Annotated in this window: 22 protein-coding genes; 17 read left to right on the top strand and 5 right to left on the bottom strand. The window is 62.3% G+C overall.

Annotated elements, in window-relative coordinates:
• Positions 1-11: 11 nt before the first annotated feature.
• The 7 genes from ACFZAI_RS20925 to ACFZAI_RS20895 all read left to right on the top strand — a co-directional run bounded on the left by ACFZAI_RS20925 (position 12) and on the right by ACFZAI_RS20895 (position 7,480).
• Positions 12-1,586 carry an ABC transporter substrate-binding protein gene (locus tag ACFZAI_RS20925; RefSeq protein WP_391568730.1) on the top strand — a complete coding sequence of 525 codons (1,575 nt, stop codon included), beginning with the start codon at positions 12-14 and terminating at the stop codon, positions 1,584-1,586.
• Positions 1,587-1,673: 87 nt separating this feature from the next.
• Positions 1,674-2,681: an ABC transporter permease gene (locus ACFZAI_RS20920; protein WP_391568729.1), complete on the top strand. Its 1,008-nt coding sequence runs from the start codon at positions 1,674-1,676 to the stop codon at positions 2,679-2,681.
• Positions 2,678-3,517: an ABC transporter permease gene (locus tag ACFZAI_RS20915; RefSeq protein ID WP_391568728.1), complete on the top strand. Its 840-nt coding sequence runs from the start codon at positions 2,678-2,680 to the stop codon at positions 3,515-3,517. Before ACFZAI_RS20920 ends, ACFZAI_RS20915 begins: the two co-directional genes overlap by 4 nt.
• Positions 3,518-3,526: 9 nt before the next feature.
• Positions 3,527-5,158 carry an ABC transporter ATP-binding protein gene (locus tag ACFZAI_RS20910; protein ID WP_391568727.1) on the top strand — a complete coding sequence of 544 codons (1,632 nt, stop codon included), beginning with the start codon at positions 3,527-3,529 and terminating at the stop codon, positions 5,156-5,158.
• A 39-nt stretch (positions 5,159-5,197) separates the two neighbouring features.
• Complete coding sequence (locus ACFZAI_RS20905) at positions 5,198-5,488, top strand: cupin domain-containing protein (protein WP_391568726.1); 291 nt, start codon at positions 5,198-5,200, stop codon at positions 5,486-5,488.
• 19 nt (positions 5,489-5,507) lie between these two features.
• On the top strand, positions 5,508-6,572 hold the full coding sequence (locus tag ACFZAI_RS20900) for a histone deacetylase family protein (protein ID WP_391568725.1): 1,065 nt from the start codon (positions 5,508-5,510) through the stop codon (positions 6,570-6,572).
• Between the two features lie 14 nt (positions 6,573-6,586).
• On the top strand, positions 6,587-7,480 hold the full coding sequence (locus ACFZAI_RS20895; protein ID WP_391568724.1) for a DMT family transporter: 894 nt from the start codon (positions 6,587-6,589) through the stop codon (positions 7,478-7,480).
• Between the two features lie 22 nt (positions 7,481-7,502).
• Here ACFZAI_RS20895 and ACFZAI_RS20890 read toward each other — a convergent pair whose 3' ends face one another.
• Positions 7,503-8,528: a LacI family DNA-binding transcriptional regulator gene (locus ACFZAI_RS20890; RefSeq protein WP_391568723.1), complete on the bottom strand. Its 1,026-nt coding sequence runs from the start codon at positions 8,526-8,528 to the stop codon at positions 7,503-7,505.
• A gap of 132 nt (positions 8,529-8,660) precedes the next feature.
• Between ACFZAI_RS20890 and ACFZAI_RS20885 the strand changes: the two genes are divergently transcribed.
• The 4 genes from ACFZAI_RS20885 to ACFZAI_RS20870 are packed head-to-tail and all read left to right on the top strand — an operon-like array spanning position 8,661 to position 13,404.
• Positions 8,661-9,203 (top strand): TRAP transporter small permease, encoded by a 543-nt coding sequence (locus ACFZAI_RS20885; protein ID WP_054422346.1) that lies wholly within the window; start codon positions 8,661-8,663, stop codon positions 9,201-9,203.
• Between the two features lie 53 nt (positions 9,204-9,256).
• Positions 9,257-10,537, top strand: a complete 1,281-nt coding sequence (locus tag ACFZAI_RS20880; RefSeq protein WP_391568722.1) for a TRAP transporter large permease — start codon at positions 9,257-9,259, stop codon at positions 10,535-10,537.
• A 29-nt stretch (positions 10,538-10,566) separates the two neighbouring features.
• Positions 10,567-11,583 (top strand): TRAP transporter substrate-binding protein, encoded by a 1,017-nt coding sequence (locus tag ACFZAI_RS20875; protein WP_391568721.1) that lies wholly within the window; start codon positions 10,567-10,569, stop codon positions 11,581-11,583.
• 39 nt (positions 11,584-11,622) lie between these two features.
• A complete protein-coding gene (locus ACFZAI_RS20870; RefSeq protein WP_391568720.1) occupies positions 11,623-13,404 on the top strand; it encodes an IlvD/Edd family dehydratase in 1,782 nt (593 codons plus the stop codon).
• Here ACFZAI_RS20870 and ACFZAI_RS20865 read toward each other — a convergent pair.
• The 4 genes from ACFZAI_RS20865 to ACFZAI_RS20850 all read right to left on the bottom strand — a co-directional run bounded on the left by ACFZAI_RS20865 (position 13,396) and on the right by ACFZAI_RS20850 (position 16,212).
• Positions 13,396-14,337, bottom strand: a complete 942-nt coding sequence (locus ACFZAI_RS20865) for an alpha/beta hydrolase (protein ID WP_391568719.1) — start codon at positions 14,335-14,337, stop codon at positions 13,396-13,398. The two genes, ACFZAI_RS20870 and ACFZAI_RS20865, sit on opposite strands and share 9 nt — an antisense overlap.
• Before the next feature lie 250 nt (positions 14,338-14,587).
• Complete coding sequence (locus tag ACFZAI_RS20860) at positions 14,588-14,983, bottom strand: YbaN family protein (protein ID WP_391568718.1); 396 nt, start codon at positions 14,981-14,983, stop codon at positions 14,588-14,590.
• Positions 14,984-15,045: 62 nt separating this feature from the next.
• Complete coding sequence (locus tag ACFZAI_RS20855) at positions 15,046-15,705, bottom strand: tetratricopeptide repeat protein (protein WP_391568717.1); 660 nt, start codon at positions 15,703-15,705, stop codon at positions 15,046-15,048.
• 165 nt (positions 15,706-15,870) lie between these two features.
• Positions 15,871-16,212, bottom strand: coding sequence for a hypothetical protein (locus ACFZAI_RS20850; protein ID WP_391568716.1), 342 nt, complete (start codon positions 16,210-16,212; stop codon positions 15,871-15,873).
• A gap of 171 nt (positions 16,213-16,383) precedes the next feature.
• Between ACFZAI_RS20850 and ACFZAI_RS20845 the strand changes: the two genes are divergently transcribed.
• The 6 genes from ACFZAI_RS20845 to ACFZAI_RS20820 all read left to right on the top strand — a co-directional run bounded on the left by ACFZAI_RS20845 (position 16,384) and on the right by ACFZAI_RS20820 (position 20,013).
• On the top strand, positions 16,384-16,662 hold the full coding sequence (locus ACFZAI_RS20845) for a hypothetical protein (RefSeq protein ID WP_391568715.1): 279 nt from the start codon (positions 16,384-16,386) through the stop codon (positions 16,660-16,662).
• 9 nt (positions 16,663-16,671) lie between these two features.
• A complete protein-coding gene (locus ACFZAI_RS20840) occupies positions 16,672-16,887 on the top strand; it encodes a hypothetical protein (RefSeq protein WP_391568714.1) in 216 nt (71 codons plus the stop codon).
• 46 nt (positions 16,888-16,933) lie between these two features.
• Positions 16,934-17,191, top strand: coding sequence for a hypothetical protein (locus ACFZAI_RS20835; protein ID WP_391568713.1), 258 nt, complete (start codon positions 16,934-16,936; stop codon positions 17,189-17,191).
• 677 nt (positions 17,192-17,868) lie between these two features.
• Positions 17,869-18,819 (top strand): hypothetical protein, encoded by a 951-nt coding sequence (locus ACFZAI_RS20830; protein ID WP_391568712.1) that lies wholly within the window; start codon positions 17,869-17,871, stop codon positions 18,817-18,819.
• 173 nt (positions 18,820-18,992) lie between these two features.
• Positions 18,993-19,286, top strand: coding sequence for a hypothetical protein (locus ACFZAI_RS20825; RefSeq protein ID WP_391569177.1), 294 nt, complete (start codon positions 18,993-18,995; stop codon positions 19,284-19,286).
• Positions 19,287-19,380: 94 nt separating this feature from the next.
• A complete protein-coding gene (locus ACFZAI_RS20820; protein ID WP_391568711.1) occupies positions 19,381-20,013 on the top strand; it encodes a hypothetical protein in 633 nt (210 codons plus the stop codon).
• Positions 20,014-20,065: the final 52 nt, after the last annotated feature.

The following is a 20,065-nucleotide window of genomic DNA, read 5'->3' as shown; positions in this document are numbered from 1 at the left end:
GGAGGCTCGCAGTGAAATCGAAGAAATGGTTCTCCCTAAGCATCGGCGCATTGGTCCTTGCGGCCGCGCTGCCCGCGACCCAAGCCCTGGCCCAGACCAAGGGCGGCACCTTGAACATGATCGTTCAGCCCGAGCCGCCCGTGATTGTCACGGCCATCAACCAGCAAGGCCCCACGCAATTTGTCGCAGGCAAGATCTATGAAAGCCTGCTGACCTATTCCACCGATCTGAAGCCGCAGCCCGGGCTGGCCAAGTCCTGGGAAGCCGCCGCCGACGGCCTGACCTACACCTTCCACCTGCAAGACAACGTGAAGTGGCATGACGGCAAGCCGTTCACGTCCGAAGACGTGGTCTTCTCGCTGGCGGACATGCTGCCCAAAACGCATGCGCGCGCCCGCGTCATCCTGAACAAGTTTGTTGATTCCGTGACGGCGCCCGACGCCAAGACCGTCGTCATCAAGCTGAAGACGCCCTTCCCCGCCTTCATGCTGATGTTCGAACCGGGCTTTGCGCCGATGATGCCCAAGCACCTCTATGCCGGCACCGACTACATGACCAACCCCGCCAACCAGAAGCCTGTTGGCACCGGCCCCTTCATGTTCAAGGAATGGAAGCGCGGCGAATACATCAAGCTGACGCGCAACCCCGAATACTGGAAGCCGGGCATGCCGTACCTGGATGAGCTGGTGTTCAACGTGATCCCGGATGCGGCCTCGCGCGCGGTGGCGTTTGAACGCGGCAGCGTGGACGTGCTGCGCGGCGGTGACGTCGACAACGTCGATATCAAGCGCCTGCGCGCGCTGCCCAAGGTGGAATACACCACGGCCGGCTGGGAAATGTTCTCGCCGCAGGCGTACCTGATCTTCAATATGCGCAAGCCGCCCTTCGACAACGTGAAGGTGCGTCAGGCGATCATGGCGGCGATGAACCGCAATATGGTGGTCAACAATATTTTCTTTGGCCTGGGCAAGGTGTCGACCAGCCCCTTCGTGACAACCGAGATGTTCTACGACAAGAACATGCCGGCCATGCCGTTCGACATGAAGAAGGCGCGCGCGCTGATCAAGGAATCGGGCATCAAGCCTGAGGACTACACGATCCGCCAACTGAGCTTCCCCTACGGCTCCACGTGGGACCGCCTGGGCGAATACACCAAGCAGGCGCTGGAGCAACTGGGCTTCAAGGTCAACCTGGAATCCACCGACGCGGGCGGCTGGGCCAGCCGCACCGGCAATTGGGACTTCGACGTAACGACGACGTTCACCTACCAGTACGGCGACCCCGCACTCGGCGTGCAGCGCCTGTATATCTCGTCGAACATCGTCAAGGGTTCGCCGTTTGCCAACGTGCAGGGCTACAGCAACCCTGAGACCGACAAGCAGTGGGAAGCCGCCGCCTCGGAAGTGGACCCGGCCAAGCGCCAGGCGCTCTATACGCAGCTGCAAACGACGCTGGTCAATGACGTGGCCAACGGCTACCTGGTGGACATGGAGTTCCCCACGCTGTATCGCGCCAACGTGAAGAACCTGGTCAAGACGGCCATCGGCTTGAACGAATCGTTCGACGACGTCTACATCGAGAAGTAAGCGCAGCCGCGTAGGCACGTAGCAAGCCAAGTGCAGCAAGACGCCGCCGTGGAGCGTTCCACGGCGGCGGACCCGCGAGGACCCCGCATGAAATTCCTGTCTTTTCTTTTATCCCGCATCGGCAATGCCCTGGTGGTCGTGCTGGGTGTGGTGATCATCAATTTCTTCCTGATCCGCCTGGCGCCAGGCGACCCGGCCGCCGTGCTGGCGGGCCAGGCCGGCGCGGGCGACGCCGCCTATGTCGACCAATTGCGTGTGGCTTTCGGCCTGGACAAGCCGATCCTGACGCAGTTGATGCTGTACCTGAAGGGCGTGGTCCAACTGGACCTGGGCTTTTCCTATCGCAACCACGTGCCGGTGCTGGATCTGATCCTGGAACGCCTGCCCGCGACCTTTCTGCTGATGTCCTGCGCGTTTGTGTTTTCCATCGTGCTGGGCGTCTTCCTGGGAGTGGTCGCCGCCAAGGCCCGCTACCGCAACAAGCGCCGCTGGATCGACAGCTCGGTCATGACGGGCGCGCTGCTGCTGTACGCCACCCCACTGTTCTGGCTGTCTTTGATGGGCATCCTGCTGTTTTCCGTGGTGCTGGGCTGGCTGCCCGCCTTTGGCATGGAAACCGTGGGCTCGGGGCTTACCGGCTGGGCCCGCGCGGGAGACATCGCGCAGCATCTGATCCTGCCCACCGTCACGCTGGGCTGCTTCTTCATGGCTGTGTATGTGCGGCTGACCCGCGCGTCGATGCTGGAAGTGATCGGCATGGACTTCGTGAAAACGGCGCGCGCCAAGGGCGTGAGCCCCAGCCGCGTGATCCGCGCACACGTCTTGCGCAACGCACTGCTGCCCGTCATCACCTTTGCCGGCATCCAGCTGGGCCAGATGGCCGGTGGCGCCGTACTGACCGAAACCGTATTCGCGTGGCCCGGCATCGGCCGCCTGATGTTCGACGCCCTGCTCCAACGCGATTACCAATTACTGCTGGGCATCTTCCTGGTCACCTCAATCATGGTCGTGATTTTCAACCTGCTGACCGATGTGATGTACCGCCTGATCGACCCCCGCATCGGCGCCGGGGCGCAGCAAGGAGCCGCCGCATGAAAGCCTTTGCCCGACGTTATATGCGCAACTACGGCGCGGTGGCAGGCCTTGTCATCATGCTGATCGTGGTTGTGGTGGCGCTGGCCGCGCCGCTGCTGTACGAAGAATCCCCCTGGATGATGGTGGCCGACCCGCTGATTCCGCCCTTCACCAACGCCGACTACCCGTTCGGCACCGACATGCTGGGCCGCGACATCACGGCCGGGCTCGTCTGGGGCGCGCGGGTGTCGCTGATGGTGGGCCTGTTGTCGACGGCGGTGGCGCTGCTGTTCGGCATTCTGGTGGGGGCCGTGGCCGGCTACTGCGGCGGCCGCGTGGACGATGCGCTGATGCGCTTCACCGAGTTCTTCCAGACCATTCCGCAGCTGGCCATGGCGGTCGTGCTGGTGGCCATTCTTAGCCCATCCGTGTACTCCATCATGGGCGCGATCGCCATCGTGTCGTGGCCGCCGGCCGCGCGGCTGGTGCGATCCGAGTTCATGACGCTCAAGCAGCGCGAATTCGTGCAGGCGGCCATCGTCATCGGCCAGACGCCCGCGCGCATTGTCAGCACGCAGATTCTGCCCAACGCCATGTCGCCCATCATCGTGTCGGCGTCCTTCATGGTGGCCACCGCCATTCTGACGGAGTCGTCGCTGTCCTTCCTGGGCCTGGGCGACCGCAACCTGATGAGCTGGGGTTTCATGATTGGCGCGGCCCGCACGATGATCCGCGAAGCCTGGTGGATGAGCGTCTGGCCCGGCGTGGCCATCTTGCTGACCGTGCTGGCCATCAACCTGATCGGCGAAGGGCTGAACGACGCCCTGAACCCGCAACTGCGCAAGCGCGGCGAATAGGAGGCCGACATGACCGAAACCACGCCGCTGTTGTCCATCCAGAACCTGAGCATCGCCCTGCCTCGCGGCGGCGACCGCCCCTTCGCTGTACAGGATGTTTCCTACGACATCCGCGCAGGCGAAATCCTGTGCATCGTGGGGGAATCCGGATCGGGCAAGTCGATGAGCGCCAACGCCATCATGGGCCTGTTGCCCGATTATCTGACGCCGCAACAAGGCCGCATTCTGTTCCGCGGCCAAGACCTGCTGCAACAAGACGAAGCCACCCTGCAAGCGATGCGCGGCAAGGACATGGCGATGATTTTTCAGGAGCCGCTGTCCGCGCTGAACCCGCTGATGACCGTGGGTGAACAGATCAGCGAAGTCATGCGCGTGCACAATGCCTACCCCGGCGCCGAACGCATGAAGCGCACGCTGGAGCTGCTGGCCTTTGTGGGGCTGCCCGACCCGGCAACGCTTTATCACGTGTATCCGTTCCGGCTATCGGGCGGGCAGCGGCAACGCGTGATGATCGCGATGGCGCTGGTGCTGGAACCGGCGCTGCTGATCGCCGACGAACCCACCACCGCGCTGGACGTCACGACGCAGGCGCAGATTCTGGCGCTGATCGCCCGCATTCAGAAAGAAAAAGGCATGGGCGTGATGTTCGTCACGCATGACTTCGGCGTGGTGGCCGAAATTGCGCACCGCGTCGCCGTCATGGAAAAAGGCGTGCTGGTCGAGCAAGGCCTGGCCGATGATGTGCTCAACCGCCCGCGCCATCCGTACACGCAGCGTTTGATTGCCGCCGTGCCGCATCGCCGTGGCGAAGAACGCGTTGCTGCCGACAACGACGCGCCCGTGCTGGAAGTGAAAGACCTGAAGAAAACTTATGTCATCGGCCACGGCTGGCTGGGCGGCAAGCGCGAAGTGCATGCAGTGGATGGCGTGAGCTTTGCGGTGCGCCGCGGCGAAACCTTGGGCATCGTGGGCGAATCCGGCTCGGGCAAGTCCACCATCGGCAAGTGCCTGCTGAAACTGGTGGGCATCAATGGCGGCCAGCTGATTTTCAATGGGCAAGACATCGCTACGCTGCCGGAGTCGCGCTTTCGGCCGATGCGCCACGACATCCAGATGATCTTCCAGGACCCTTTTGCATCGCTGAACCCGCGCCACACCGTAGGCCGCATCATCAGCGACGGCCCGGTCGCCAATGGCGTGCCGCGCGCGCAGGCCGAAGCCCGGGTGCGCGAGCTGCTGCAATTGGTGGGGCTGGACCCCTCCGCCTTCGACCGCTACCCCAATCAGTTCTCGGGCGGGCAACGCCAACGCATCGGCATCGCACGCGCGCTGGCGCTGGAACCCAAAGTGCTGGTGGCCGATGAATCGGTATCCGCGCTGGATGTGTCCGTGCAGGCGCAGGTGCTGCAACTGCTGCACGACCTGCAACAGCGCCTGAAGATTGCGCTGGTGTTCATCACCCACGACCTGCGCGTGGCCGCACAGATCTGCAATTCCGTGCTGGTGATGCACCGGGGCAAAGTGGTTGAGTACGGCTCGCCCGCCCAGATTTTCGATAACCCGCAACACGCGTACACGCGGCAACTGATTGCCGCCGTGCCCGGCCAGCACTGGGACCCGACCCAGGCGACAATGGCCTGATTCCGATACCTGACCATGACCACACCAGGAGACTTCCCCGTGCAACGCCCCGCCGCCGTGCCTACCGTGCAGATCGACAACGACAAGGTCACCGTGACCGAGTGGCGCTTTCCGCCCGGCGGCGAAACCGGCTGGCACCGCCATGGCATGAACTATGTGGTGGTGCCGCAAACGACCGGCCCCTTGCTGCTTGACACGCCCGATGGCCAGATCACCAGCCAACTGACGACCGGCATCGCCTACTATCGACCGGTTGGCGTGGAACACAACGTCATCAACCCCAGCGATACCGAATTCGTTTTCGTCGAGATCGAACTCAAGCAGGCTTGACGCGTCAGCGAGGACCACCATGAAGGCGTTTTTCTCGGAAGAACAGTTGCTGCACACGCCGCAGCAATTCATGCGGCTGGGCCGGCTCAGCGCCCCCACCGATTTGCCGTCCCGCGCGGAAAGCCTGCAAGGCGCGCTGGCGTCGCGGGGCATCAAGGTCGAAGCGCCGTCGGACTACGGACGCAAGCCCTTGGAAAGCATTCACAGCGCCGACTACCTGAACTACCTGGAAACGGCGTACTCACGCTGGCAGTCGCTGAAGGCGCCGGGCGTGGACCCTGGCCCCGAAGTTCTGCCCAACCTGTCGCCCTACTACAACGGCCGCGTCGAACAGGCCGGCCGCGGCCCGTGCCCATCGCCGTCCATCGTGGCGCAAACCGGCTACTACCTAAGCGACCTGTCCTGCCCGATCGGTCCGCAAACGTGGCGTTCGGCGCTGCGCTCCACCCACAGCGCGGTGGCGGCCGCCGATCACGTCGCCAGCACGCAGGGCATGGCCTATGCGCTGTGCCGGCCATCAGGCCACCATGCCCATCGCGACCGCGCAGGCGGCTTCTGCTACCTGAACAGCAGCGCCGCGGCGGCCAGCCGTTTGCTGCAAACGTGGTCCAAGGTGGCCGTGCTGGACGTAGACGCGCACCACGGCGACGGCACGCAGAACATCTTCTACCAGCGCGCCGATGTGATGACCGTGTCGCTGCATGCAGACCCCAGCGCGTATTACCCGTTCTACACGGGCTATGCGGAAGAACGCGGGGTTGGCGCGGGCGAAGGCTACAACCTGAACCTGCCGCTTGCGCACGGCTCGGGCAACGATCCTTTCCTGGCCGCGCTGGACACGGCGTTGACCGCATTGACGGGCTACGCCCCCGAAGCGCTGGTGTTGGCCTTAGGCTTTGACACCTACAAGGACGACCCCATCAGCGTCCTGAAGCTGGACATCGACGCCTATCGCGACATCGGCGCACGTGTCGCCAGCCTGCGCCTGCCCACGGTTGTCGTGCAGGAAGGCGGATACATGGTGCAGGCGATCGGCCCCGCGCTGGACGCCTTCCTGCAAGGCATGGGCCACGCTGGCGCCTGACGCGTTCACCCCACATGGCCTCCGTCCCCTCTGCGATCCTGCCCGCGCCCGCCGCCACGCGCAACGCCGGCATCTTGCTGTTCTTTGCCGCGCTGGTGGCGTTCGCCACCTTTGATGCCGGCTCCAAGCACCTGTTGGAACGCTACCCCGCGCCTTTTCTCAACGTGATGCGCTACCTGGCGGTCATCACGCTGGCCATGTTCATGCTGTGGCGGCACGGCGCGGGCGTGCGCTTGCGCGATGCGCCGGAAAAACCTTTGCTGGTGCTGCGCGGCGTCATGCTGGCGACGGTGGCCACGTGCTTCATGACGGCCCTGATCTGGATGCCGCTATCGGAAGCCACGGCCATCTACTTCACGTCGCCGCTGATCATGGTGGCGCTGTCGCCGTGGCTGCTTGGCGAACGCGTGCGGCCGGTGCAATGGCTGGCGGTGGCGGCGGGCTTTGCGGGCATGCTGCTGATCGTGCGGCCCGGCGCCGATTTGCCGCTGCTGGGCACGGTGCTGATGGCGGTATCGGCCGTCAGCTACGCCATCTTTCAGGTGCTGACACGCAAGCTGTCCGGCAAGGTTCCCGGGCCGGTTCAGTACGCCTATACGGCCATCATTTGCCTCATCGTGACAGCGCTGCCTGCGCCGTTCTTCCTGCCCGACCCCTGGCCAGATCTGGCCGACGCCCTCTTCATCATCGCGCTGGGCGCATGCAGCGGGCTGGCCCAGATTCTGCTGATCGCCGCATTCCAACGCGTGTCGGCCGCCACGCTGGCCCCGTTGAATTACTTTCAGCTGTTGCTGGCCGTGCTGTTCAGCACGTTCTGGTTTCAGCGTCCGCCCGATGCGCTGGCCTTGGCGGGCATGAGCTTGATCATGGCGGCAGGCGTGTTCCTGGCGATGCGCCGGGCGGCCTGAAGATGATGGGGCAAGGGCCCGCTCAACTGGTCTCGCGCTGCACCAGCGAGAAACCCAGATCCACATGCCGCTCGTCGATGGCGTCGCCCGCCAAATGCCGCATCAGCAGGTCAGCCGCCGATACGCCGATCTGATAGCGCGGCGTGGCGATCGTCGACAAAGGCGGTGTCGTCCACGCCGTGCCGGCCAGGTCATGAAAGCCGATGATGGCCATCTTCCCCGGTACGTCCACGCCCAGCCGCCCGCATTGAAATACCGCGCCTTGGGCCAGATCGTCATTGCAGAAAAACACGGCGTCGCAATCAGGATGCCGCGTCAGCAGGTCTTCCATCAACGATGCGCCCAGGCTGATGGACGACTTTTCCGGCGTCATGATTTCCAGCGATGCGTCGTAGCAGCCGGCATCACGCAGCGCCTGCCGCGCGCCTTCGCAGCGGCGCAAAGAACGCGGGTCCAGCTGCGCCCCCACGATGCCCACCCGCCGATGCCCCCGCTCGGCCAGATGCCGGCATGCCGCGTAGCCGGAATCGAATTGTGAAAACCCCACGCTCATGTCCTCGCTACCCGGCAGCGTTTCAATCGTATGGACGGTAGCAATATGCTGCGCGCGCAACAGCGCCCACACGCCGGGGTTGTGGTCGATGCCCGTCAAGATCAGCCCATCGGGCGAATGCTGCAAATACTTGCGCACCAAGGCTTCTTCCGCATCGGGCGAATAACCCGTCACCCCGATCAGCATGTGATAACCGTGGCGGTCCAGCACGTCCTTGATGCCGGTGAGGATGTCCACGAACACCACGTTGCTCAGTGACGGGATCAGCACCACGATGGTTTGCGACCGCGCCGACGCCAACGCGCTGGCGGCGTGGTTAGGTACATACCCCAATTCCTGGCACACCTGCGCAATACGCATCCGCAGCGTTTCCGCCACCTTGTCCGGCGTGCGCAAAGCGCGCGATACCGTGATGGCGCTGACGCCCGCCCGGCGCGCCACGTCCTGCATGGTGACGCGGCCAGCGCGGGTGCTTCGGGGTTTACGAATGGACATTGGCCCTCGCAGCGTGGGATGGGAAGCGCGTAGTCTGACGCAACAAAGAGGGCTTGCCAAATAGAAAATGTTAGCGCTAACATTCGCCGCAACATCATCCAAAAAATTCCGGGAAACGGATAGGAGACAACGATGCACGCAAGCCCTTCGGGCCGGCCGGGCGGTACGCCTTTGGCCCGCGCCGCCGACTGGTGTTTCACCTTGCAGACGTGGCTGATGGTGGCCTGTCTGATCGTCATGGTCGTGCTGCTGTTCGGCAACGTCGCCCTGCGCTACCTGTTCAATTCCGGCATCAACGCATCAGACGAAGTCGCCCGCCTGGCGTTCGTCTGGATGATCTTTCTGGGCGCGGTCATTGCGCTGCGCGACCACCAGCACATCGGCGTCACGATGCTGGTCGAGCGATTCGGCCCGCGTGCGCGCCGTGTGTCCCACGTGTTCTGCCAATTGCTGGTGCTGTGGGTGCTGTGGCTGATGGCGCAAGGCAGCTGGGTGCAGACCGTGATTGGCATGGACACGGTGCTGCCGGTTACGGGCATGCGGCTGGCGGTGTTCAACACGGCGGCGCTGTACGCAGCCGTGGCCATGGGCGTGCTGACGGTGATCGACCTGATACGGGTCTTGATGGGCGGCCCCTTACCCGCCGAGTCCAGCCCCGAAGACCCCTTGGTCTGATCCCGACTCCAGCTCCCCCCTACAGCCTCCCCCTTCCCGCCCGGACACCCGCAATGATCCTGACCGTCTTCCTGCTTGTGCTGCTGGGGCTGATCGCCCTGGGCATGCCGATTGCCTTTGCGCTGCTGCTCAGCGCCCTGGCCATGATGTTTCAGCTGGACTTCTACGACACGCAAATCCTGGCGCAGAACATGCTTACGGGCGCCAACAGCTTCACCTTGATGGCGGTGCCGCTTTTCATGCTGGCCGGCGAACTGATGAACGCCGGCGGCATTTCGCGCCGCATCGTCAACCTGGCCACCTCGTTTGTGGGACACATCCAGGGCGGCCTGGGTTACGTCGCCATCTTCGCCAGCGTGCTGCTGGCGTCATTGTCAGGCTCAGCCGTGGCGGACGCCGCCGCGTTGGGTTCGCTGCTGATCCCGATGCTGCGCGAAAAAGGCTATGAGGCCGGGCAGGCATCCGGGCTGATCGCGGCGGGCGGCATCATCGCCCCCATCATTCCGCCATCCATTTCGTTCATCATCTTCGGCGTTGCCACCAACGTATCCATCACCAAGCTATTTTTCGCCGGTATCGCCCCCGGCCTGATGATGGGCCTGACGCTGATCGCGGTGTGGGCGTGGGTGGCGCGCAAGCACGGCAGTATCAAGCCGTCGCCGCGCGTGCCGTGGGCCAGCCGGCTGAAGGCGCTGCGCGATTCGCTCTGGGCGCTGATGCTGCCCGTAATCATCATCGGCGGCTTGCGCGGCGGCGTCTTCACGCCCACCGAGGCCGCCGTCGTCGCCGCCGTCTACGCCTTGCTGGTCAGCCTGTTCGTCTACCGCGAGATCGGCCTGCGCGACCTGGCGCCGCTGTTCGTCAACGCCGCGCGCACCACTGCCGTCGTGATGTTCCTGGTGGCGGCCGCCATGGTCTCGTCCTACATGATCACCCTGGCCGACATGCCGCAAGACTTGATCGCGCTGCTGGAACCCGTGATGGACCAGCCCAAGATGCTGATGTTCGCGCTGCTGGTCCTGCTGACGCTGGTGGGCACGGTGATGGACCTGACGCCCACCATCCTGATCCTTGGCCCGGTGCTCATGCCCGTCGTCATCAAGGCGGGCATCGACCCCGTCTACTTCGGCGTCATGTTCGTCATGGTGGGCAGCGTGGGCCTGTTGACCCCGCCCGTCGGCACGGTGCTGAACGTAGTCTGCGGCGTGGCCCGCATCAATATGGAAACCATCTGCAGAGGCGTGTGGCGCTACGTCGTGGCCTACACGCTTTTGTTGGTCCTGCTGGTGATCTTCCCTGAACTGATCACCGTACCCGCACGCTGGTTGCACTAGCGGCATAGAAAAACCCAAGGAGGAGCACCATGATCACCCGATTCAAGACTCGTCTACTTGTGCTGGCGACGGCGCTGTCCTGCGCCGTCGCAGGCGTGGCCGCGGCGGCCGACGTCAAGCCGCGCCTGATCCGTTTTGGCTACGGCCTGAATGAAGAAAGCGTCCAGGGCCGCGCCGCGCGCTTCCTGGCGCAAGAGCTGGAAAAAGTCAGCGGCGGCAAGCTGAAGATGAAGACGTTCGGCTCGGCCAACCTGGGCTCTGACGAACAGATGCAAGGCGCGCTGGCCGGCGGCGCGCAGGAAATGATGGTGGGGTCCACTGCGCCCTTGGCGGGCATGGTGAAGGAATTCGGCGTGTTCGACCTTCCCTTCCTGTTCAACAGCGAAAAGGAAGCCGACGCGGTGCTGGACGGCCCCTTGGGCCAAGACCTGATGAAGAAGCTGGAATCCAAGGGCCTGGTCGGCCTGGTCTATTGGGAAAACGGCTTTCGCAACATGACCAATTCCAAGCGCCCCATCACGCGTGCGGAAGACTTGCAAGGCATCAAGCTGCGCGTCATGCAGAACCAGATCGCGCTGGGGGTCTTCAATACGCTGGGCGCCAACGCCGTGCCCATGCCGTTCTCGGAATTGTTCACCGCGCTGGAAACCCGCACGGTCGACGGCCAGGAAAACCCCATCACCACCATCCAGAGCAGCAAGTTCTATGAAGTGCAGCCCTTCCTGACCATCACGCGCCACGTTTACACGCCGTGGGTGGTGCTGGCGTCCAAGAAATGGTGGGACACCCTGTCGCCTGACGAACAAAAGCTGATCCGGCAGGCCGCTGCGGCGTCGCGTGACTTTGAACGCAAGGACAGCCGCGCCGATTCCACCAAGGCCATGACCACGCTTGAGCAAGCCGGCATGAAGATCAACACCGTCACGCCCGAAGAAGTGGCGCGCATGCGGCAAAAGGTGCAGCCCGTGGTGGACAAGTACACGCAGGAACTGGGCCCAGACCTCGTCAAGCAGTTGAACGACGAGATCCAGAAGGCGCGTAACTGACGCCTCCCGATTGACGCAAGTGAAGCAAGCGAGCCTCTCATGTCTCACACCCCCCGCAAGTTGCGCAGCCAGAAATGGTTCGACGATCCGTCTCACGCCGACATGACGGCGATCTATGTCGAGCGCTATCTGAACTACGGCCTGACGCGGCAGGAGCTGCAATCCGGACGGCCAATCATCGGCATCGCCCAGACCGGCAGCGATCTGGCGCCCTGCAACCGCCATCACCTGACGCTGGCTGAACGCATCAAGGCGGGTATCCGGGACGCGGGAGGCATTCCCATGGAGTTCCCCGTGCATCCGCTGGCTGAACAGGGGCGGCGGCCCACGGCGGCGCTGGATCGCAACCTGGCCTATCTGGGCCTGGTTGAGATTCTGCACGGCTATCCGCTGGACGGCGTGGTCTTGACGACCGGTTGCGACAAGACCACGCCCGCCTGTCTGATGGCCGCCGCCACGGTCGACCTGCCCGCCATCGTGCTGTCGGGCGGCCCGATGCTGGACGGCTGGCACGACGGCCAGCGCGTGGGTTCCGGCACCGTCATCTGGCATGCGCGCAACCTGATGGCGGCGGGCAAGCTGGACTACGAAGGCTTCATGACGCTGGCCACGGCGTCATCGCCATCGGTGGGCCACTGCAACACCATGGGCACGGCGCTTTCCATGAACTCGCTGGCGGAAGCGCTGGGCATGTCGTTGCCCACCTGCGCCAGCATCCCCGCACCCTACCGGGAGCGCGCGCAAATGGCTTATGCCACCGGCTTGCGCATCTGCGACATGGTGCGCGAAGACTTGCGGCCGTCGCACATCCTGACGCGGCAGGCGTTTGAAAACGCCATCGTCGTGGCCTCGGCATTGGGCGCGTCCACCAACTGCCCGCCTCACCTGATTGCGATAGCCCGGCACGCCGGCATCGACCTGAGCCTGGATGACTGGCAGCGCCTGGGCGAAGACGTGCCTTTGCTGGTGAACTGCGTGCCAGCCGGTGAACACTTGGGAGAAGGCTTTCACCGCGCGGGCGGCGTGCCTGCCGTCATGCATGAATTGCTGGCCGCCGGCCGCCTGCATGCCGACTGCGCCACCGTGTCCGGCAAGACGATTGGCGACATTGCGTCGGCCGCCAAGACCCACGATGCCGACGTCATCCGCACCTGCGATGCGCCGCTGAAACATCGCGCGGGCTTCATCGTGCTGTCGGGCAATTTCTTCGACAGCGCCATCATCAAGATGTCGGTCGTAGGCGAAGCCTTCCGCCGCGCCTATTTGTCCGAACCGGGTTCCGAGAACGCGTTCGAAGCGCGCGCCATCGTGTTCGAAGGCCCCGAGGACTATCACGCGCGCATCGAAGACCCTGCGCTGAACATCGACGAGCACTGCATCCTGGTGATACGGGGCGCAGGCACGGTGGGCTACCCGGGCAGCGCCGAAGTCGTCAACATGGCGCCGCCGTCACACCTGATCAAGCGCGGCGTGGATTCCCTGCCCTGCCTGGGCGACGGCCGGCAAAGCGGCACGTCGGCCAGCCCGTCCATCCTGAACATGTCGCCCGAAGCGGCAGTGGGCGGCGGCCTGGCGCTGCTGCGCACGGGTGACAAGATCCGCGTCGATTTGAATCAACGCAGCGTCACGGCCTTGGTGGATGACGCCGAAATGGCGCGGCGCAAACAGGAACCTCCGTATCAGGCGCCCCCGTCGCAAACACCGTGGCAAGAGCTGTATCGGCAACTGGTCGGCCAGCTATCTACCGGCGGCTGCCTGGAGCCGGCCACGCTCTATCTGAAGGTGATCGAAACGCGAGGCGACCCCCGGCATTCACACTGACTGGTTGTACGCCAGCCAGTCTTTGAACAAGTCCGGCCAGGCATGCACGCGCGTGCCTGGTTTGCCCAGCCCCCAGCCATGCTTGCCTTGGGGAAAGAGGTGCATCTCGGCGGGCACGCCCACGCGCCGCAGCGCGTTGAACATCAGCAGGCTGTTATCCACGGGCGAGATCGGGTCGTCTTGCGCTTGCGCCAGGAATACCGGCGGCATCTGCGCCGTCACCAGATGGTCCACCGAGTACGCCGCGCTTTGCTCGGCCGTGGGATGTTCGCCCACGATCTCGCGGCGCGCATGGGTGTGGTCAAACGGCGGCATGAAGGTCAGCACCGGGTAGATCAGCGCTGCGAAATCGGGGCGCGACGACATGCTGTCGGCGGCGTCTACCGCCGCGTAATGCGACACGGTGGGCGTGGCGGCGGTAAAGCCCGCCAGATGCCCGCCGGCGGAAAACCCGATGACGCCGATACGCCCGCCATCCAGGCCAAAACGCCCTGCCGCCGCCCGGATCACCCTCAATGCGCGCTGCCCGTCTTGCAACGGCGCGATCGCCGGCCAATGCTCGCCCGGCAGGCGATACACCAGTTCAAACGCGGTCACGCCCTGCGCCTGCAACCATAGGCACGTGGGCGTGCTTTCCGTTCCGCATTCGATATGCGCGTAGCCACCGCCGGCAATCACCAGCGCCGCCGTACCGTTGGGTTGCGCCGGGCGGTAGACCACAAGACGTGGACGCGATACCTGCGTGATGGAACCCTTGGCGCTCACCTGTTCAGGCCCTTGCGGGCCGCGCCCGTCAGGCGCGTGATTGCCCGGCCACAGGTCCAAGGTTTCTTGCGGCGAGGCCAGCGTCGCGGTGGCGGACGACGGACTCGACCAGCCCAGCGCCGCCCCTGACATGGCCGCAAATAGAAGTTCCCGACGCTTGTTCAACATGACGCATCCTTGCCCGGGCCTTGGGCGCCTTCGGAACGATGCGCCGCTGCTTGAACAGCCCGACTGTGGGGCATTACATCAGAGAAGGCGCCCGCTGCGAGCAGGCGAACAGGCGCGAAGCATTTCGCTGCGTTACGCCACGCCGAAGTCTTTCAAGGGCATATCAATCCCCTGACCATTGGCCGACAACGCGCTAAATACGGGCTGAATGTATGCGATGCGGGGAGGGATGCGGGAAGGGATGCGGCGTTTAGCCGCGAGCGTCTGGCGAAGCGGAATCGGACGCTTTCGGCGCGGGACGGCTCAGCACGTAGGCTGCGCTGGCAATGAAGAAAAGGCCAACGCCCACCGCCAGCAGCCAGGACGGATGCGCACTCCACCAGAACAGCGCGTAGCCCGCCGCCATGCCCAGGCACGCATAGGTCTTGCCCTTACGCGACACGGCGCCTTGCTCGCGCCACGTGCGCAGGGCCGGGCCGTAGGTGGGGCTATCCAGCAGCCACTTTTCCAAACGCGGAGACGACCGCGAAAAGCAGCCCACGGCAAGAATCAGAAATATCGTCGTCGGCATGACCGGCAGGAACGCGCCGATGACGCCCAGTGCCAGCATCACGCAGCCCAACGCCAACCATAGAGCTTTGATCATGATGGTCAGCAGAATATCGCAAATGCGGGGCCGGAGCCGAGCAGGCAGACGCGCGCCAACGGTTACGGCCGGGGTTCCGGCTGCTTGGCGCGCAGCATATCCATGAATCTCGGGCTGGGGTTGCCGCCCGCCGCACGCGATTTCACGACCATCGCCCATGCCTGGTCATACTGGCCACGCCAGTAATAGGCCGTTGCCCACGACGCATACAGATAGCCCTTGTCCGGCTCCACGGCTTCGCCCTTGCGGTACCACTCGTCGGAACGGGCCGTTGCCGCCACCCGGGCTTCGGGCGGCAAGGTCTTGTCGTCCGCCGCGCAGCGCGCGGCAATGCGCCCGGCGTCCGCGTAGATACCTTGAAACGTGGGGGGATCATGGCTGATCGCTTGATCCATCATGCTCATCGCCTGGCAGTATTTCCCCTGATCATGCAGCACCGCGGCAAAGCCGGTGTAGACCTCGGGGTTGTCGGGGTTCAGCAGCCACGCCTGATTAAACCGCCGCATCGCCATGCCCAACTGGTCAGCTTGATAGAAGCGGTAGCCCTGCCCGACCCACGCCTGCGACGCCTTTTCCGCGGAACCAAATGCGCGAGTCGCATCCGCGATGAGCTTTTTGTCACTGGCCTGAAGTTCAGCAGCGGCCGACCGATCCATGCCGCCGTACATCGGCAGCTCATCAACGCGTGCTTGCGAGGGCTTTTCCGCTGGGCTGCCTTTCATCGGCGGGATCGCGCACCCGGCCAGCCACAGGGCGGGCGTCAAAAGAATTGCCTTCAGAAAGTTATGCATGGTCTGGGGAGTGGGGGACGTACCCGGACCATATCAGATAACGTCGCAAAGAATGGGCCCGCAACAGCCATGGACCACGGCCCGAATGACGCTCATTTAATCCGAACGGAGCTTGCCGGTCGCGGGGTCCGTCGTTGCCTCTACGGTAGATACCGACTCCCCCAGGTATTTAAGATTGGCGGCGGCAACGGCATCGTCCCGGGTGGCATAGTGCGCCGCGTCTTCTTCCACGCCTAATAAAGCGATGCGTCGAAAACTCCACTGGCCATCGGTATGTTGGAAAACCTCGATCATCATTTTCGAAACCCTCCATACGGTAAGGCGTTTTGGGACTGTCTTCGTAAAGTCAGCAAGTCTCTTTCCCGGCCCGTGCTGTAGCAGGCACGCCAATTGCTGAACAGCCTCGCCGCGGCGGTGGTCGCCATTCGGGTCAAGCATGGCGACACCGGCACTCCCCCTGCCGCTGCGGCGACAACCACCTGATCCGTGGATTTGCCCCGCTTGGCGGGGCGTTTTTTTGCTCGACCGGCAAAATTTGCTCGGTGCGTGTCCAGCCTGTGTGGCATGGCACTTGCTGAATAGCCGGCTCATCGAACCCGGGAGACCCCCATGAAATCCGACGCCATCGCCGAAGCCGACGTTCCCGCGCGCGGGGATCGATCGCTGATACAGGAATTGAAAGACATCGACGCAAGCCGGCCGGACTTTCCTGGTGAGCATCTGCTGGTCTTCGGACTTGGCGCCTTTCTGCTCGTGGCCGGCATGCGTGGCACCACCGTGTTCAGACGAGCAGCCTTCACGGCGGCCGGCACGGCGCTTATCGGACGCGCTGCCAGCGGCACAGGCGGCATCGCACGTGTCGCCAGGCTGCTAAAGAAAATCAGCTAGGAGCAAACCATGACTTCCCCTGACACCCGCCCACAGCCTGATCAACAACCCGATCAGCATCCCGCCGAGATCCCACCCGCCAAGAAAAAGGATGAAGGCGCAGACGACCCCTCAAAATCTGGCGGCCAAGGCGGAAAAACCTGGCCGCCCGATAGCATCCCCAACCCGATGCCCGGCGTAGACCCGCAACAAACCCCCGGTATCGACCGCTTAAGCCCGGGTTGAATTCCCGCCCAGACCGGCTGCTCTTGTATGGAACGCGGACTGCTCAATGGAAGCGATGTGGGATTTTCTTCAATGGCCGGCCATGGTCACATCCCTTGCGGCGGCTTGGCTCGTTGCCTCGCAAGGGGCTGGCAAACGCAAGGCCGGATTCTGGGTATTTCTATTGAGCAATGCGCTGTGGATCGCATGGGGGATGCACGATGGCGCATTCGCCCTGATCGCGCTGCAATTGGGGTTGGCGGCGCTGAATATTCGCGGTGTCATGAAAAATGCGCACTCTTCACCGGGTGAAAAATCACCGTGAGTCAAAGACAAGCGCACTAGTTGCGGGTCCGGGCAACGCCATATTCAAGCGCGTTTTTCCGTCAGGTATTTAACACCGCCGATTATCGAGACGAGTCAAGACGAGTGGCTGGAGTTAATACCGGGGTGGTGGCTTAGTTAATCGCGGTGAACGTAAGCGACGAATGTAAGCGACGGACGTAAACGAAGAACGTAAACGACGGACGTAAACGACGGACGTAATCGACGAACGTAAGTGGCAAATGCAAAAAAGCCGCGAAGTCAAAGACTTACGCGGCTTTCTAGGCATTACTTAACAGTGCTAGGCACTGCTTTGCAGGAATCTGGTAGGCGGTATTGGAAGCGGAATCCGGGTGTAAGCCGCTGATTTATAAGAAAGTGATCGTTGCGAGTCTGCCCCCTTACCCTCATTCCTACCCTTAATTCCGTCGATTGGTCCGTGATTGGAGGTAGGTCTCTTGCGCCACTATTCCCGCGCTCGCGCCCCTCTACTCTTAGTCTCAACGCGTCAGGAATGACTGCCGTCTAGGACTGATCTAGAGATATTTTGATACCTTTCGTGATACCATCTGCTCGCTTAGCTGTGAGCGGCGGAATCAGAATCCGCAGGTCCTTGTTCGAATCTGGGACGCGCCACCAAGAATTCCAAGGCCCGCAAGCAATTGCGGGCCTTTCGCTATGCTCCGCAAAGTTTATGCTGCTCCGCAATCATGGCTTTCGTTCGAGGTTGTGATTCCAGAAGAACACCTCATAAGAGACAAATCGATGGCAGTCGGTCGTACGGTAAACACTGAACATGTCGAGAAGGCAACCGGTACGGTTATGGCGTTTTTCGAAAGCCTATCTAGGGACGCCTGGATAGGGATCGCCTTTGCCGTTCTTGGCATCATTGTTTCAGTGATCCTATTTGTTCTTGCCAAGCAAAAGAAAGCGCTGCATTGGTGCTATCACGGAACGCTGCTCTTAGGTACAGCAAATTCCGAACTTCCCGAGGGCATTACGGTGATGTACATGGGCCAGTCAATTCCGCGTTTGACGCGCACTAGAGTTTGGATCTGGAACCCGACCGATAAGACCATCCACGATGCCGATCTTGAACCCTCGGACCCGCTACGAATTAACTTTGATTCCGACGGACAAGTCCTCGCTGCCACGGTTTTGACGTCCCACCGACCGGTGACAAACTTTCAGGCAGTGCCCCACCCAATTAGCGCCATTGATGTCCCTATCTCTTTTAAGTTCTTAGACAGGCATGACGGCGCGGTCATAGAAGTGCTACACACTGGCATAGATATAAAGCCATCTCTGCTGGGGACGGTACGGGGCATCCCCAAGGGAGCCAAGTACAGAGGCACCGTAACTAAATCGCTGGCGGAATCTGCTCCCCACTCGCGAAAAAAACGCCGCCTTTTGCGCTGTGCCCGCGCCTTAGTGTTGCTAATAACGTTCGGTTTAGGGGTCGCAATGATCGCTATGTCGTTCTTCGGCCTAGAAGGCCCGCGCGCTTCTATCACCAACGTTTCGCTGCAGTTGCTCTTAGCGGGCGCCGGTTACATTGTCATGGCAAGCTTTATGGCATATCGTGACTGGTGGCGAAGATTCCCCAAATCGCTTCAACCGAACCGCTAATTTAAGGCGCTAGATCGGGGCGGCCGGCAAGCGGCGATACCACTAGACCCGTCCTGGACCCTCTTAAGGGGGGCAGATGTGCAGCCACTACCAGACGCTGAAGGACGCCGAGCTACTGCTCAAGAAGTTCGGTGTGCGCGAATATACTGGATGTCTGACCAGTGTTTTCCATCATGCCGTTCAAAGCCCCCCTAACCCACGCCGACCTCCGCGCTATCCGCGAGCGTCAGCCCTGGAATCCCGACGTCATCGCCCTGCTCTGGGAGATCAAGCGGATGCGTTCCGAATTCCTGCGCTGGCACCAGGTGGCGAATGACATCAAGCGGCCCGCGGGGCTGATGGGTGACATCTACGATGAACTACGTGAACGGCTTGCCGTGGAGCCATGCGTCCTAGAACGTGACCAAGATACCCAGAAACTGATGGAGGCGCCACACAAACTGCGCAAAGGCATGGCTCCTCGGTGAAGAGTGCTATTGCCACAATCGTGACTGCGATTGGCCTTACACCGACTGAAAGAGAAACAACTGGTTATAGTTGTGATCTCCCAAAAGGTGTCATATGCGCAATTCAATTTACCTAGTGGTCATCCCGGTCGTAGTCGGACTATTGGGTCTCGCACCATGGATGTTCGGAATTCTGAATCCGGATCGACAATTACAATTCACGCTTACTGGCCTAGTGGACGTCTCGCCTCTGACCGCTCTTAGGCTGGACGTGGAGAACCATGGGAAGTACCCGGAAAAAAACGTCCACATCATCCTTGACTCTAAAGTCTGGATTCCCCCATCGGAAAGGGCGATTGAAGATCAGATAACGGTCCAGACCAAGATCCCATTTACTGCCAAAAGGGACGGTGATCGCCTCCTCGTATTACTTGGGGATCTTCGGCCTAAAGAGTCAGTCAGTGTAGGTATTGCGTCGCCGCATATTTCAGTCAGCGCATACGACGCCGTGAGAGCGCCTCTCGGAATCGCAGTCAAATCGGACGAAAGCGTCGCCGAATACGAGAGTCGAGCCGGCTTTCTAACGAAGTACTCATTCGGCATCGGGAGCTTTTTGTCTTTGTGCCTGATGCTGTTTGGCATAGTGGGAATAACTCGGATGTTTGCACAATTGCATAAGGCGAAGGCCCCCATGCCCAACGACTTTGTTAAGAACAGCTCGCAGAGGGATGAGATCTCAGATAAGTGACCAACTCGCTATTGGGACGCCCTAGCGTTGCCTAGCCTGGCACGCGGACAGT

This window comes from Achromobacter sp. NPDC008082, assembly GCF_042957345.1.
GTDB classification, from domain to species: domain Bacteria; phylum Pseudomonadota; class Gammaproteobacteria; order Burkholderiales; family Burkholderiaceae_B; genus Achromobacter; species Achromobacter kerstersii_A.
This window is presented reverse-complemented; position numbering and strand designations above follow the sequence as displayed.